A 12,997-nucleotide genomic window follows, 5' to 3' on the forward strand; every position below is an offset into this window, starting at 1 on the left:
GCGATCGCTCAGGCCGGCACCCCGCGCTTCTGGAGCCACACCCGGCCGGCGTCGGTGATCACCCGCGCATCCTTCTCGGCCTGCAGCAGCGGCGGGTCCTGGCGGTACAGGCTGGCGACCAGGTGGCTGTCCGGCGTCAGCTGGCGGGCGATCTGATGGGCCTCCAGCTTGTGCAGCCGCCCACCGGGTGCCTCGGCGAAGCGCCGCAGCAGGGCCGTCTGCGCCTCGGCGGGATCCGGCCGATGCGTCGTCCCCGTGGCCGCGCCGGGCGTCGGCTCTTCCTCCAGGAGGGCGGTGACGGCCCGGGAGAAGGTCTGCACGAGGTCCCGGATCCGGTCGTCCCGTGAGGGGGCGCCGGGCGCGTCGCCCGAGCCCTGCCAGGTGCGCTGCGGGTGGCGGCGGAGGTACTCCTGCTCCAGCTCGAGCATCCGCTCCGTATGCGTCCGGAACTGCTCGGCCGTTCCGTGCAGGAAGACCCAGTGCCGCATGGTATGCGCGTGCACACCCTGGCGCTCCAGCTCCTCGTCGGACAGCTCGCGGGCCGGAATGCCCTGTCGATCGCTCATCGCCGCTCCCTCGCTCGCTCTTGCCGGAACACGCTCGCGGGCATCGGTCGCCCGGGCCGGTGGTGCGGAGTTCCCCGCCCCGGGGTGCCCGTGCCGGCTCACCCCGCTGCGTCATGGTGCTGGCTGGACGGGGCGGTGTCACCCCGAGCCGGCGCGTCACGGCCGCCAGCGCGCGTGGCGGGTCCGCGGCTCGCCGTGCCGGACCAGTTCGAGGCGCGGGCGGGGCCCCTCGCTGCGCCCCGTCTGCGGGCGGCGGCTCCCTGCGGCGAAGGGCTTGGGCCAGGCCGCGCCCGACCCGGTGTACTCCTGCTCGGCGGCCGCGTGCAGCGTCCACTGCGGGTCGTAGAGGTGGGGGCGGCCGAGGGCGCAGAGATCGGCCCGGCCGGCGAGCAGGATGGAGTTGACGTCGTCGTAGCTGGAGATCGCCCCTACGGCGATCACCGCGCACCCGAACTCGCGGCCGACCTCGTTGCGGATCCGGTCGGCGTAGGGCGTCTGGTAGCTCCGGCCGAACGCGGGGCGCTCGGCCTTCACGACCTGCCCGGTGGACACGTCGATCGCCGCGGCCCCGTGCTCGGCGAAGGCGCGGGCCACCCGGACGGCGTCGTCGACGTGGATGCCGCCCTCGTGCCAGTCGGTCGCGGAGATGCGCACCGTCATCGGCCGCTCGGCCGGCCAGGCCGCGCGGACGGCGTCGAACACCTCGAGCGGGAACCGGAGACGGTTCTCCAGGGAGCCGCCATACCGGTCCGTGCGCCGGTTCGCCAACGGGGAGATGAACGAGGACAGCAGGTAGCCGTGCGCGCAGTGCAGCTCCAGGACGTCGAACCCCGCTCGGGCCGCGGCTTCGGCGCTCCGCACGAACTCGTCCCTGATGTCCGCCAGTTCGTCCTGGGTCAGCTCCCGGGGCACCTGGTTGGCGGGGGAGTACGGCACGGCCGACGGGCCGACCACCTCCCAGTTGTCGTCAGGCAGCGGGGCGTCGATGCCCTCCCACATCAGCCTGGTCGAGCCCTTGCGGCCGGAGTGCCCGATCTGGACCCCGATCTTGGCGTCGGTGGCGCCGTGCACGAAGTCGACGACGCGGGCCCAGGCCGCCTCCTGCTCGGGCGAGTAGAGCCCGGTGCAGCCGAGGGTGATCCGGCCCTCGGGAGACGTGCAGACCATCTCGGTCATCACCAACCCCGCGCCGCCGAGGGCCTTGCTGCCCAGGTGGACCAGGTGGAAGTCGGTCGGCAGCCCGTCGTCGGCGGAGTACATGTCCATCGCCGAGACGATGATCCGGTTCTTCAGCTCGAGCCGGCCCAGCCGGAAGGGGTGGAACATCGGCGGCCGCGGCTCCACCGGCTCCGGCTGGCTGCCGGCGAACCAGGCGTCGATGCCGGCGACGAACTCGGGATCGCGCAGGCGCAGGTTCTCGTGGGTGACCCGCCGGCTACGCGTGACGATGTTGAAGGCGAACTGCTCGGGATCCTGGTGGACGTAGTGGGCGATGTCCTCGAACCACTCCAGGCTGGCCTGGGCGGCGCGCTGGGTGGAGAGGACGACGGGGCGTCGTTCCTCCTCGTAGGCGGTCAGCGCGCTGTCGAGGTCGGGCTGCTCGTGCAGGCAGGCCGCGAGCGCGAGGGCGTCCTCCATCGCCAGTTTGGTGCCCGAACCGATGGAGAAGTGCGCGGTGTGCGCGGCGTCGCCGATGAGGACCAGGTTGCCGTGCCGCCAGGTCTCGTTGCGCAGCGACAGGAAGTTCAGCCACTTGGAGTTGTTGGCGAAGACCTTGTGGCCGCCGAGGACATCGGCGAACAGGTGCTCGACCAGCTCGATCGACTTCGTGTCGCTCTCACCCGGAGGGAGGTCCGGGACGGCGATGTCGCCGAAGGCCCGCTGCCACACGTCGTCGTGCATCTCGACGATGAAGGTGCTGCCGGTGCGGTCGTAGGGATAGCCGTGGATCTGCATGACGCCGTGCGGCGTCTCCTCGACGTAGAACTTGAACGCCTCGAAGACGAGGTCGGTGCCCAGCCACATGTACTTGCTGTGCCGCGTCTCCAGGGTCGGCCGGAACACGTCCTCGTAGGCGGCACGCACCTGGGACCGGGCGCCGTCGCCGGCGAGTACGAGGTCGTACTCCGCGCGCAGCACCTCGGGGTCCGGCGCCGGCGTGCGGAAGTGGACGGTGACGCCGAGGTCGGCGCAGCGGCGCTGCAGGATGCCGAGGAGCTCCTTGCGGCTCATCGCCGCGAAGCCGTGACCGCCCGAGGTGGTCACCGTGCCGCGGAAGTGGACGTCGATGTCGTCCCACCGGGCGAAGTGCCGCTCCATCTCCCGGAAGACGACCGGGTCGGCGTGCTCGATGCCCCCGAGCGTCTCGTCGGAGAAGACGACGCCGAAGCCGAAGGTGTCGTCGGGGGCGTTGCGCTCCCAGACCGTCACCTCGTGGGTCGGGTCGAGCTGCTTGACCAGCGCGGAGAAGTACAGACCGCCCGGACCTCCGCCCACAACCGCGATCCGCATGGGTCGTCCTCCTGCTCGGGTGGGCCGTGGATCGAGGATATGCCGCCTGCGCGACGACCGTCAACGGAACGGAAGAGGCGGTCAGCGCAGCCGGTACCGCTGGAGCTTGCCGGTGCTGGTCCGGGGCAGTTCCTCGACGAACTCCACCACCCGCGGGCGCTTGTAGGGCGCGATCGACTGCTTGACGAAGTCCTGGAGCTCCTCGGCCGTGACCTGTCGGGTGCACGCGGGACCGAGGACGACGAAGGCCTTGACGACCATTCCGCGCTCCGGGTCGGGTGCACCCACCACCGCGCAGTCGACGACGTCGGGGTGGCCGAGCAGCGCCTGTTCCACCTCCGGACCGGCGATGTTGTAGCCGGCGGAGACGATCATGTCGTCGGTCCGGGCCTGGTAGAAGAAGTAGCCGTCGGCGTCGCGGACGTAGGTGTCGCCGGTGACGTTCCAGCCGTTCCGGACGTATATCTCCTGCCGGTCTCCGGCGAGGTACCGGCACCCGGTCGGCCCGCGTACCGCCAGGTGACCCGGGGTCCCGTCCGGGACCGGCCTGCCCTCGTGGTCGAGGACGGCGGCGGTGTAGCCGGGGACGGCCCGTCCGGTCGAGCCGGGGCGGATGTCGCCGTCGGCGGCGGCGATGAAGATGTGCAACAGCTCGGTCGCCCCGATGCCGTCGATGATGCGCAGCCCGGTCGCGGCGTGGATCTCCTGCCAGGCGGCGGCAGGAAGCGCCTCGCCGGCGGAGACCGCACGGCGGACGCCGGCCAGCCGGTCGGCCCGGCCGGAGGCGAGGATCGCCTTGTAGGCGGTGGGGGCGGTGAACAGCACCGTGACCGAGTGCTCGGCCACGGCATCGGCGAGGACGTCGGGGGTCGCCCGTTCCAGCAGCAGCACGCTGGCACCGACCCGGAGCGGGAAGACCACCAGACCGCCGAGTCCGAAGGTGAAGCCGATCGGCGGTGAGCCCGTGAAGACGTCATCCGGCTCGGGGCGCAGCACGTGGGCGGAGAAGGTGTCGGCGATGGCGAGCACGTCCCGGTGGAAGTGCATGGTCGCCTTCGGGCGCCCGGTCGTCCCGGAGGTGAAGGCCAGCAGCGCCACGTCGTCGGCGGCGGTGTCGACATCGGCGAACTCCGCCGGCTTGTCCGCGGCCCGGACGCACAGGTCCTCGGGTCCCGTCGCACCGAAGGCCGTCGTCGTCAGGCCGGGGATCGCCGCGCGCTCGAGATCCTCGGTCAGCCTGTGGTCGCACAGGGCGACGGCGGGCCGGCACATCTCGCCCATCGTCGCCAGCTCGCCGGCCCGCAGCAGCGGCATCGTGGTGACCGCGACACCGCCGGCCTTGAGCACCCCGAGCCAGCAGGCGACCAGCCAGGGCTCGTTGTAGCCGCGCAGCAGCACGCGATTGCCGGGAACCAGCCCGAGGTCGTCGACGAGGACGGCGGCGATCCGGTTGGCGTGCGCGCGCAGGTCGCCGTAGCTCCACACGGTCCCGTCCGGCGAGCGCAGGCACGGGCGGTCGGGACCCAGGCGGTCGATCGTCGCGTCCAGCAGGGCGGTGGCGCAGTTGAGCCGCTCGCCGTAGTCGAGCGGTCCCAGGTCGAGCGCCGGCCACTGGTCGGCCGGGGGCAGGTTGTCCCGGCTGAACGTGTCCCGGTGGGCGGAGTGGCTCAGCGGGGTCATCTGCGTCATCGAGGTGCCTCTCGGGGAGGGTTCGGAATACGGCGAGCCCGGCAGATGCACGGTATTGCGTCTACCTAACGAGAGTCAACAACGCGCGATGAACGGCGGGGATCACGGCCGGCCGTCGCTATCGTGAGCCGGTGACCGTCGTCGAGGAGGTGGCCGGCCAGGCCGGCGCCCTCCAGCCCCGGCAGCTGATCGTCACGCTCTACGGCCTGTACGCCCGCGAGCACGGCAGCTGGCTGTCCGTCGCCGCCGTCGTCCGGCTGATGGCCGACCTCGGTGTCGAGGAGTCGGCCGTGCGGTCGTCGATCTCCCGGCTCAAGCGGCGTGGGTTGCTGGACTCCCGGCGGGTGGACGGGGTCGCCGGCTACGCGCTCACCGAGGTGGCCGAGGAGATCCTGGCCGACGGCGATGCGCGGATCTTCGGCCGGCGCCGCGCGGACGAGGCCGACGGCTGGCTGCTGGTCGTGTTCTCCGTCCCCGAGTCCGAGCGGGACCGCCGGCACCAGCTCCGCTCCCAGCTGACCCGGCTCGGGTTCGGGACCGTCGCCCCGGGCGTCTGGGTGGCGCCCGACCACCTGGCCGACGAGGCCGCCGAGGTGCTCGGTCGCCGGGGTCTCGCCGGGTACGTCGAGTTCTTCCGCGGTGCCCACCTGGCTCTCGGCGAGGTGCCCGACACCGTGGCCCGCTGGTGGGACCTGGACCACCTGCACGCCCGCTACGCGGAGTTCCTCGACCGCCAGGAACCGGTGCGCGAACGGCGGGCGGCCGACGACGGAGCAGCGCCCGAGCAGGCGTTCGCCGACTACGTGCGGCTGCTGACCGACTGGCGGGGGTTGCCCTACGCCGACCCGGGTCTGCCGCTGCACCTGCTGCCCGCCGACTGGAACGGAGCCCGGGCCGCGGATCTGTTCGCCGACCTGAGCGGCCGCCTGACCGGCCCGGCGCACGACCACGCCCGCCGGCTGATCGGCGCCTGACCGGCGGCGGACGGATGTCTCAGGCGGGAAGGGCGGCGATGCCCTGTACCTCGACGAGGGCCTCGGCGTCCCACAGGCGGGCGATGCCGATGCCGGCCATCGCCGGGTAGTCGGTGCCCATGAGCCGTCGCCAGACGGCGCCGATTTCCCGGGCGTGGGCGCGGTAGTCCTCGATGTCGACGGCGTAGATCGTCAGCGTCGCGAGGTGCTCGGGTTCGCCGCCGGCCGCGCGCAGGGCGGTCAGCAGGTTGCCGAGCGCCTGCTCGAACTGCGCCACGACGCCGTCGCCGACGATCCGGCCCCCGGCGTCGAGGGCGGTCTGCCCGGCCAGGAACACGATCCGGTTGCCGTGGGCGAGCACCGCGTGCGAGAAGCCGGCCGGCCGGGCCAGCTCGGGCGGGTTGATCCGTTCGAGACCGCTCCCCGCCTCTGATTCGCTCCCGCGGGCCGCTCCGCTCCTCGCTCCGATGCCCAGGCCGCCTCCGCGGTCGGTCCGCTCCTCGCTCGTTCCTCGCTGCGATGCTCCCTCCCTGTCGGCGGCCGCCTCGCTGCGATGCTCACGCCCCTGTCCGCTCATGACTGCACCGTTCCTCCGTCGACATTGAGCCCCTGGCCGGTGATCGCACTGCTGTGCACGCACATCAGCACCACGTCGGCGACCTCCTCCGGGTCGATCAGCCGCCCGATCGGCTGGCGGCGGGCCAGCGTGTCCCGCGCCTCGGCCTCGGTCCGGCCGGTGGTGGCGCTGATCGTCGCCACCGTGTCGGCGGTCATCGGGGTGTCCACGAAGCCGGGGCACACCGCGTTGACCGTGACCCCCTTCGTGGCGACCTCGGCGGCCGCCGACCGGACCAGTCCGAGCAGCCCGTGCTTGCTCGCGGTGTAGGCGCTGACGTACGGGTCCCCGGCCTTGGCCGCGATCGACGCCACGGCGACCACCCGCCCCCAGCGCTGCTCGACCATGCCGGGCAGCGCCCGGCGCAGCAGCCGGAACGGCGCCGTGAGGTTGAGCTCGAGCATGCGGGCCCAGTCCTCATCGGTCGTCCGGGCCAGCGGCGCCGAGGTGCCGGCCCCGGCGTTGAGCACCAGCACCTCGACCGGGCCGCCCCACTCCGCCTCGACGCGGGAGATCACCGTGTCGGCGGCGGTGGGGTCGGTCAGGTCGGCCGGCACGACGAGCGAGGGGCCGGGCAGCCGGGCGGCCAGCGCGCTGAGCTCCTCGCCGCTGCGTGCGGTGAGGGCGACGGAGTGGCCTTCGGCGGACAGGCGTTGCGCCACGGCGGCACCGATGCCGCGCCCTGCCCCGGTGACGAGGCAGCGACGGGCGGGCACCGCCGGAGCTTGCCACTTCCCGGTGACGCCCGTCAACATGGCGACATACCCCGGATCGGGCAGCGGCTCGGCGCCATCGCAGGTCGGCCGCGAGCGGCCCGGGGACGTCGACGAGAGAGGACGCACGGATGAAGATCGAAGAGTTCACCGACATCCGGTACGAGGTGGAGGAGGACAACCACGCGGTCATCACGATCGACCGGCCCGAGCGGATGAACTCGTTCCGTGGCCGCACGGTCGACGAGCTGATCTCGGCGTTCAAGTACGCCTGGGCGGACCGTCGCGTCGCCGCCGTCATCTTCACTGCCGCCGGGGAACGGGCCTTCTGCACCGGCGGTGACGTCAAGGAGCGCGCGGAGACCGGCGGCTACGGCGAGACGGAGTGGGGCACCTTCGAGATCGAGCGGCTGCACCGCATCATCCGGGACATCCCGAAGCCGGTGATCGCTGCCGTCAACGGCATCGCGATCGGCGGCGGGCACGTGCTGCACGTGCTCTGCGACCTCACCGTCGCCGCCGAGAACGCCACCTTCGCGCAGGCGGGGCCTCGGGTCGGCTCCTTCGACGCCGGTTTCGGGTCGGCCTACCTGGCCCGGGTCGTGGGGGAGAAGCGCGCTCGGCAGATCTGGTTCCTCCTCGACCGCTACGACGCGGTGACGGCCGAGCGCTGGGGGCTGGTGAACGAGGTCGTGCCCCAGGAGCAGCTGGTGGAGAAGGCGCGGGAGTGGGCCCGGAAGATCGGTTCCTACTCACCGACCGCGATCAAGTTCCTCAAGCACTCGTTCAACGCCGACAGCGACCACATGAGCGGCATCTCGCACCTGGCCTTCGACGGGTTGGCGCACTACGCCACCAGCGAGGAAGGCATGGAGGGGGCGCGGGCCTTCGCCGAGAAGCGGCCGCCGGACTTCTCGAAGTACCGCTGACCCGGCGGCCGGCCGTTGCGGCGCCGTCCCTAGGGTGCCGCACATGCCCCTGTTCGCCTTCGAAGGCCGGTCGCCGCAGGTCCATCCCGAGGCGTGGGTCGCGCCGACGGCCACGCTGATCGGCGACGTCGTCGTCGAGGCCGGCGCCTCGGTCTGGTACGGGGTGGTGCTGCGGGCCGACTTCGGCCGCATCCTCATCCGTGCCGGCGCGAACGTCCAGGACAACTCGGTGCTCCACGGTGGCGCCGATCCGGAGACGGAGGTCGGTCCCGGCGCGACGGTCGGTCACCTGTGCGTCGTGCACGGCGCGGTCATCGGCGCAGAGGCTCTGATCGGGAACGGCGCCACCGTGCAGGACGGTGCGCGGGTCGGGGCCCGTGCCCTGGTCGGTGCGCACAGCCTGGTGCCGCCGGGAGCGGTGATCCCGGACGAGGTCCTGGCTCTCGGCGCGCCGGCCCGGGTGCGCGGCCCGCTGTCGCAGGCGGCGGCCGGGTGGGTGGACGGAAACCCGTCGGCCTACCGGCAGCTGGCGGGGCGGCATGCCGCCGGGATCGTGGAGGTCAGCCGGCAGGACGGGTGAGGATCAGGTTCATCGCGGTGAGGCTGAGGACGACGTCGCCGTCGCCGTTGGCCAGCTCGACGCGGGTCCGCACGAGCCCGCGATCGGGCTTGCTGCGGGACAGCCGGGCCTCGTCGACGGTGGTGCGCAGGAGCAGCTCGTCGCCCGGGCGGACCGGTCGGACCCAGCGGAGTTCGTCGATCCCGGGCGAGCCCAGGCTGGAGGCGGGGGAGAGGTACTCCTGGGCCAGCAGCCGCATCATGAGCGCGCAGGTGTGCCAGCCGCTGGCGATCAGACCGCCATAGGGGCCGGTCGCCGCGGCATCGGGGTCGATGTGGAAGGGCTGCGGGTCGAACCGGCGTCCGAAGTCGAGCACCTCGTCCTCGTCGACCCGAATCGAACCGTGCTCGGTCGTCGTGCCGACGACGTAGTCCTCGAACCAGCGCTCGCTCATCGGGCGAATGTAGGACCCGACCAGCCGCCGCCCTCGACCCGGTCGAGAACCACCCGATGTGCTACACAGCATGAGCGTCGAGCGCCGCCCGGCGTAGTACAGCGATGGATGGCGGCCGAGCCGTCGCGCACGGCGAGAGGACGGTCGGAGACATGCTCGATGGACACCTGCTGGTCGATGCGCACGTCCACGTTCCGCACCTGGCATCGCTGGCGCCGGCGTGGGTGGACTGGGCCCGGCAGTTCGGCGCGCCCGGCATCCTCGACCGGATCTGGCGACCGGACGGCACGCCGGACCCGGCGGAGCTCGACGGGCTCATGGCCGGCGAGGGAGTCGACGTCGCCCTGCTGTTCTGCGAGTACAGCCCCAAGGCGACCGGCTACCAGCACTTCGACGACCTGCTCCCGCTGGTCGAGCACAACCCCCGGCGGTTCCGGCCGGTCGCCAACGTCAACCCGCACCTGCACTTCCCGATCGCCCGTGAGCTGGTGCGGCAGCTGGACCACGGCGCGGCGGCCCTGAAGATCCACCCGGTGCACGGCGGGTTCCGGGCCGACGACGCCGCGCTCTACCCGGCCTACAGCGTGCTGGTCGAGCGGGGCGTCCCGCTGGTCGTCCACTGCGGCACGAGCAGCTTCCCCGGGTCGACCAATGCCTACGCCGACCCGACGCTGCTCGACGCCGTCCTGCGCGACTTCCCCGAGCTGGACGTCGTCCTGGCGCATGGCGGCCGCGGCTGGTGGTACGACGCGGCAGCGTTCCTCGCCGTCTCGCGGCCCAACGTCTGGATCGAGCTGTCGGGCCTGCCGCCGAAGCGGCTCCCGGACTACTACAGCCGGTTCGACCTCGGCCGCCTGTCCCGCAAGTGGATCTACGGCACCGACTGGCCCGGCGTCCCCGGGCAGGCCGCGAATGCGCGGGCGGTCGCCTCCCTCGGGTTGCCCGAGGACGTCGTCCCCCTGGTCCTCGGTGGCAACGCCCTGCAGGTCTACTCCGGGCTCGACCCGGCCTGATCCACCCGCTTCCGCTGCGGGACGACGACCAGCGCGACCCCGAGCGCGGTGACGCCGATGCCGACGAGCGACAGCCCGGCGAGGGTCTCACCGAACAGCAGGTATGCCTCGATCGCCGTGGCCGGCGGAACGAGGTAGTAGAGGCTCGACACGCCGGCGGCGGTGCCTCGGCGCAGCAACAGGAGCAGCAGCAGGACGGCGCCGATCGACAGCACGAGCACCAGCCAGACGAACGCCGCGACGAACTCCCCGGTCCAGCGGATCGACGGGTCCTCGGTGACGAGCGCGACCACCAGCAGCAGCGCGGCCGACGCGGCGTACTGGACCGTGGTGCCCCATACCAGCGGGATCCCGTCGCCGTGCCGCTTCTGCCAGACCGTGCCGAGGGTGCCCGAGACCAGGGCGACCACGCAGGCGATCAACCCGACCGTCGGCAGCGGCTCGGCCGAGCCGGTCGCGAGGACACCCGGCCCGACGACCAGTGCGACGCCGGTCAGCCCCAGGACCAGCCCGACCCACTGCCGCGAGGTCGGGCGCTCACCCAGCACGTGGGATGCGAGGACGGCGGTGAGCACCGGCTGCAGGCTCACGACGACCGCCGCGACGCCGGCCGGCACTCCGAGCGAGATCGCGTAGAAGACGCCGCCGAGGTAGCCGGCGTGCAGCAGGAGGCCGGCGACGGAGGCGCGCCCGTATTGGGCCCGATCCGGCATCCGGGCCGACCGGAGCGCTGCGGCGACGAGCGCGAGCAGCACCGCCGCGAGGCCCAGCCGCACGGCGAGGAAGGTGAACGGTGGGGCGTAGGGCAACCCGTACTTGGCGCCGACGAACCCGGTGCTCCAGAGGAGTACGAACAACGCCGGCCCGCCGAGCGTCTGGACCCGCGATGTCGTTGCCGTCACGCGTGCCAGTCTGACGGTGCCGAACCGATCACCGCGGCGGCGTCCGTGACAAGGCACGGCGCGGCACCGGGTGCTTCAGCGCACTGCCGTGCAACTGCGACCCGTGATGCCGACCGCTGTCGGGCGGGGGAGGACCCGCCGGCTCGCGTCAGGTGATGCGGAGAGGGCACTCAGGCGTCACGGGCCGGTCGGACCATGCAGGTGAGGCGGGCGCTGGTCGTCAGCTGTCCCCGGTCGTCGAAGACCTCGATCGCGAAGGCGGCCAGGGGAAGTTCCGAACCGAGGGGCGTGCAGACTGCCGTGACGTGCCCGGACGTGGCTGACAGGTGGTAGCTGGCATTCAGCTCGATGCCCACCACATGAGCTCCGGGCCCGGCTCCCAGCGCCGCTGCGTACGAACCCACGGCCTCGACGAGGCTGCACGTCGCTCCTCCGTGCAGCAGGCCGTACGGCTGCGTGTTGCCTTCGACGGGCATCCGGGCGACGACGCGACGGGGATCCCACTCGGTGATCTCGATGCCCAGCTTCTCGTCCAGGGCGCTGGAGATGTCCTCGGGGAACCAGGCCGGGGCTTCGGTGATCACGCGGCCACCCTAGCGCCGTCCCGGGCGACGACGTGCCCATACGGGTCCGCAACGGCGGGGGCACCAGGTGCCCTGGCGACCGAAGGCCAGGCTGGATCGGAATGGCCGTCCGCGGGTCTTCCGGCCGCCCCACGTCGGACGCGGAAATCACGATGATCGGGGCCCGGGACGAGTCCCGGGCCCCGATCAGTGGGGAGATCAGTATCCGTCGACCGGCGTGAAGCCGCTCTCCCCGTCGTACTGGACCAGCTCGACCGTCGAAACGGCTCCCTCGCCCTCCTGCGTGGTGTCGACCGTGACACCGTCGAGGAGCAGCGGCGCCTCGAAGCCGCTGATCGAGTTCAGCGCGGTCATGAACGACTCGCGGGTCGGCTCCTCCATGTTCGCGAAGGCCTCCTCGAGCACCGCGCCCTCGGCGTAGCTCCACGCGCAGTGCGGGGTGTACGCGGGAGCGATGTCTGCGCCGTACTGCTCGAACGCCTCGTTGTACGCCTGCACGTCCTCGTCTTCCGCGAACGCCGGCGAGTTCGGGTTCTTCGCGAAGGTCGGCGTGTAGACCGCGGGGTAGGCGGCCGCGCCGCCGGGCTGCAGGATGACTGCCGGCGTCGACGTGTTCGACGGCAGGAAGATGCGCGGCGTCCAGCCGAGCGACTGCGCCTTCCTGAGCACGCCGACCTGCAGCGGGGTGACCGAGACGGCGCTGAGCAGTACGTCGGCGTTGCTCGCCGCCAGCTCGGTCACCTGGCTGTCGAGGGTGGTGTCGGTCGGCTCGTACGTGGCCGAGGCGACGACCTCCACCTGGCTGCCCTCGATGGCCTCCTCGAAGCCTCTCAGGTAGCTCTCGCCGAAGTCGTCGTTCTGGGCGAGCGTCGCGACCGTGACCGGCTGGTCGGCGTCCGCGAGCAGCTCGCCGAACGCGCGGCCCTCCGCGGCGTAGGTCGGCACGAAGCCCGTGGTCCAGGGGTGCGCCTCCGGGTCCTCCGAGAACATGGTGGCGCCGGTCATGAGCAGGACCTGAGGAACCTCCTGCTGCTCGGCGATCGGCATCACGGCCGCGTTGGTCGGCGTCCCCAGCGCTCCGACGTAGGCGAACATGCCGTCGTCGACGAGCTGACGGAAGTTCGACACGGCCCTGGCGGGGTCGTAGGCGTCATCGAGGTAGGTGAACTCGACGGTACGGGTGTTGCCGTCACCGAACTCGAACCCGCCGGCGGCGTTCTTCGCCTCGATGTAGGCGGCCAGCCCGGCGACCGAGCAGGAACCGGGGCCGGCGGTGGGACCGCTGAGCGGGCTGCTGGTGCCGATGCTGACGGAGTCGTCGGTGATGCCGGGGCTCGCGGCGCCCTCTTCTCCGGCGCCGACCGGGGCCTCCTCACGGGTGCAGCCGGATACGAGCAGCGCGGCGACGCCGACGGTGGCGACCACGCCCTTCGCATGCGCCGCGGTTCGGTTCTTCGTCATCGGAGTACCTCTTTCGGTGGGCGGGT

Annotated in this window: 13 protein-coding genes; 4 read left to right on the forward strand and 9 right to left on the reverse strand. The window is 72.2% G+C overall.

Annotated features, from left to right (window positions below):
* Positions 1-8: 8 nt before the first annotated feature.
* The 3 genes from BLASA_RS25395 to BLASA_RS11590 all read right to left on the reverse strand — a co-directional run bounded on the left by BLASA_RS25395 (position 9) and on the right by BLASA_RS11590 (position 4,766).
* Entirely contained in the window at positions 9-566 is a 558-nt protein-coding gene (locus BLASA_RS25395; RefSeq protein WP_014376326.1) for a DUF6158 family protein, read from the reverse strand.
* 156 nt (positions 567-722) lie between these two features.
* Positions 723-3,077 (reverse strand): bifunctional salicylyl-CoA 5-hydroxylase/oxidoreductase, encoded by a 2,355-nt coding sequence (locus tag BLASA_RS11585; RefSeq protein WP_014376327.1) that lies wholly within the window; start codon positions 3,075-3,077, stop codon positions 723-725.
* An 81-nt stretch (positions 3,078-3,158) separates the two neighbouring features.
* Positions 3,159-4,766 (reverse strand): AMP-binding protein, encoded by a 1,608-nt coding sequence (locus BLASA_RS11590; RefSeq protein ID WP_014376328.1) that lies wholly within the window; start codon positions 4,764-4,766, stop codon positions 3,159-3,161.
* 131 nt (positions 4,767-4,897) lie between these two features.
* On the opposite strand from BLASA_RS11590, the gene BLASA_RS11595 reads away from it, so the two are divergent.
* Positions 4,898-5,740, forward strand: a complete 843-nt coding sequence (locus BLASA_RS11595; protein ID WP_014376329.1) for a PaaX family transcriptional regulator C-terminal domain-containing protein — start codon at positions 4,898-4,900, stop codon at positions 5,738-5,740.
* Positions 5,741-5,759: 19 nt separating this feature from the next.
* Here BLASA_RS11595 and BLASA_RS11600 read toward each other — a convergent pair whose 3' ends face one another.
* Both BLASA_RS11600 and BLASA_RS11605 read right to left on the reverse strand, forming a co-directional pair.
* Positions 5,760-6,317, reverse strand: a complete 558-nt coding sequence (locus tag BLASA_RS11600) for a RidA family protein (protein WP_014376330.1) — start codon at positions 6,315-6,317, stop codon at positions 5,760-5,762.
* Positions 6,314-7,072: an SDR family NAD(P)-dependent oxidoreductase gene (locus tag BLASA_RS11605; protein WP_014376331.1), complete on the reverse strand. Its 759-nt coding sequence runs from the start codon at positions 7,070-7,072 to the stop codon at positions 6,314-6,316. The genes BLASA_RS11600 and BLASA_RS11605 overlap by 4 nt, the downstream gene beginning before the upstream one ends.
* A gap of 128 nt (positions 7,073-7,200) precedes the next feature.
* Between BLASA_RS11605 and BLASA_RS11610 the strand changes: the two genes are divergently transcribed.
* Together BLASA_RS11610 and BLASA_RS11615 are read left to right on the forward strand one after the other, a co-directional pair.
* A complete protein-coding gene (locus tag BLASA_RS11610) occupies positions 7,201-7,998 on the forward strand; it encodes an enoyl-CoA hydratase-related protein (RefSeq protein ID WP_014376332.1) in 798 nt (265 codons plus the stop codon).
* Between the two features lie 43 nt (positions 7,999-8,041).
* Positions 8,042-8,578, forward strand: coding sequence for a gamma carbonic anhydrase family protein (locus BLASA_RS11615; protein ID WP_014376333.1), 537 nt, complete (start codon positions 8,042-8,044; stop codon positions 8,576-8,578).
* Here BLASA_RS11615 and BLASA_RS11620 read toward each other — a convergent pair.
* On the reverse strand, positions 8,559-9,011 hold the full coding sequence (locus BLASA_RS11620) for a MaoC family dehydratase (RefSeq protein WP_014376334.1): 453 nt from the start codon (positions 9,009-9,011) through the stop codon (positions 8,559-8,561). The two genes, BLASA_RS11615 and BLASA_RS11620, sit on opposite strands and share 20 nt — an antisense overlap.
* A gap of 152 nt (positions 9,012-9,163) precedes the next feature.
* On the opposite strand from BLASA_RS11620, the gene BLASA_RS11625 reads away from it, so the two are divergent.
* Positions 9,164-10,024, forward strand: a complete 861-nt coding sequence (locus tag BLASA_RS11625; protein WP_014376335.1) for an amidohydrolase family protein — start codon at positions 9,164-9,166, stop codon at positions 10,022-10,024.
* On the opposite strand, the gene BLASA_RS11630 is transcribed toward BLASA_RS11625, so the two are convergent.
* The 3 genes from BLASA_RS11630 to BLASA_RS11640 form a co-directional block, all read right to left on the reverse strand.
* A complete protein-coding gene (locus BLASA_RS11630; RefSeq protein ID WP_014376336.1) occupies positions 10,000-10,926 on the reverse strand; it encodes a DMT family transporter in 927 nt (308 codons plus the stop codon). The genes BLASA_RS11625 and BLASA_RS11630 overlap by 25 nt on opposite strands.
* Before the next feature lie 170 nt (positions 10,927-11,096).
* Positions 11,097-11,510, reverse strand: a complete 414-nt coding sequence (locus tag BLASA_RS11635) for a PaaI family thioesterase (protein ID WP_014376337.1) — start codon at positions 11,508-11,510, stop codon at positions 11,097-11,099.
* Between the two features lie 198 nt (positions 11,511-11,708).
* The gene (locus BLASA_RS11640; protein ID WP_014376338.1) at positions 11,709-12,971 is read right to left on the reverse strand and encodes an ABC transporter substrate-binding protein; all 1,263 of its coding nucleotides are present in this window, start codon (positions 12,969-12,971) and stop codon (positions 11,709-11,711) included.
* Between the last annotated feature and the right edge of the window lie 26 nt (positions 12,972-12,997).

It is taken from the genome of Blastococcus saxobsidens DD2 (assembly GCF_000284015.1).
Taxonomy (GTDB): Bacteria; Actinomycetota; Actinomycetes; order Mycobacteriales; family Geodermatophilaceae; genus Blastococcus; species Blastococcus saxobsidens_A.

Excerpts from the sequence above, each read along its gene's own strand:
- BLASA_RS11615 (WP_014376333.1), top strand. The coding sequence starts at position 8,042 with ATGCCCCTGTTCGCCTTCGAAGGCCGGTCGCCGCAGGTCCATCCCGAG.
- BLASA_RS11610 (WP_014376332.1), top strand. The coding sequence starts at position 7,201 with ATGAAGATCGAAGAGTTCACCGACATCCGGTACGAGGTGGAGGAGGAC.
- BLASA_RS11590 (WP_014376328.1), bottom strand. The coding sequence starts at position 4,766 with ATGACGCAGATGACCCCGCTGAGCCACTCCGCCCACCGGGACACGTTC.
- BLASA_RS25395 (WP_014376326.1), bottom strand. The coding sequence starts at position 566 with ATGAGCGATCGACAGGGCATTCCGGCCCGCGAGCTGTCCGACGAGGAG.
- BLASA_RS11625 (WP_014376335.1), top strand. The coding sequence starts at position 9,164 with ATGCTCGATGGACACCTGCTGGTCGATGCGCACGTCCACGTTCCGCAC.
- BLASA_RS11640 (WP_014376338.1), bottom strand. The coding sequence starts at position 12,971 with ATGACGAAGAACCGAACCGCGGCGCATGCGAAGGGCGTGGTCGCCACC.
- BLASA_RS11585 (WP_014376327.1), bottom strand. The coding sequence starts at position 3,077 with ATGCGGATCGCGGTTGTGGGCGGAGGTCCGGGCGGTCTGTACTTCTCC.
- BLASA_RS11620 (WP_014376334.1), bottom strand. The coding sequence starts at position 9,011 with ATGAGCGAGCGCTGGTTCGAGGACTACGTCGTCGGCACGACGACCGAG.
- BLASA_RS11600 (WP_014376330.1), bottom strand. The coding sequence starts at position 6,317 with ATGAGCGGACAGGGGCGTGAGCATCGCAGCGAGGCGGCCGCCGACAGG.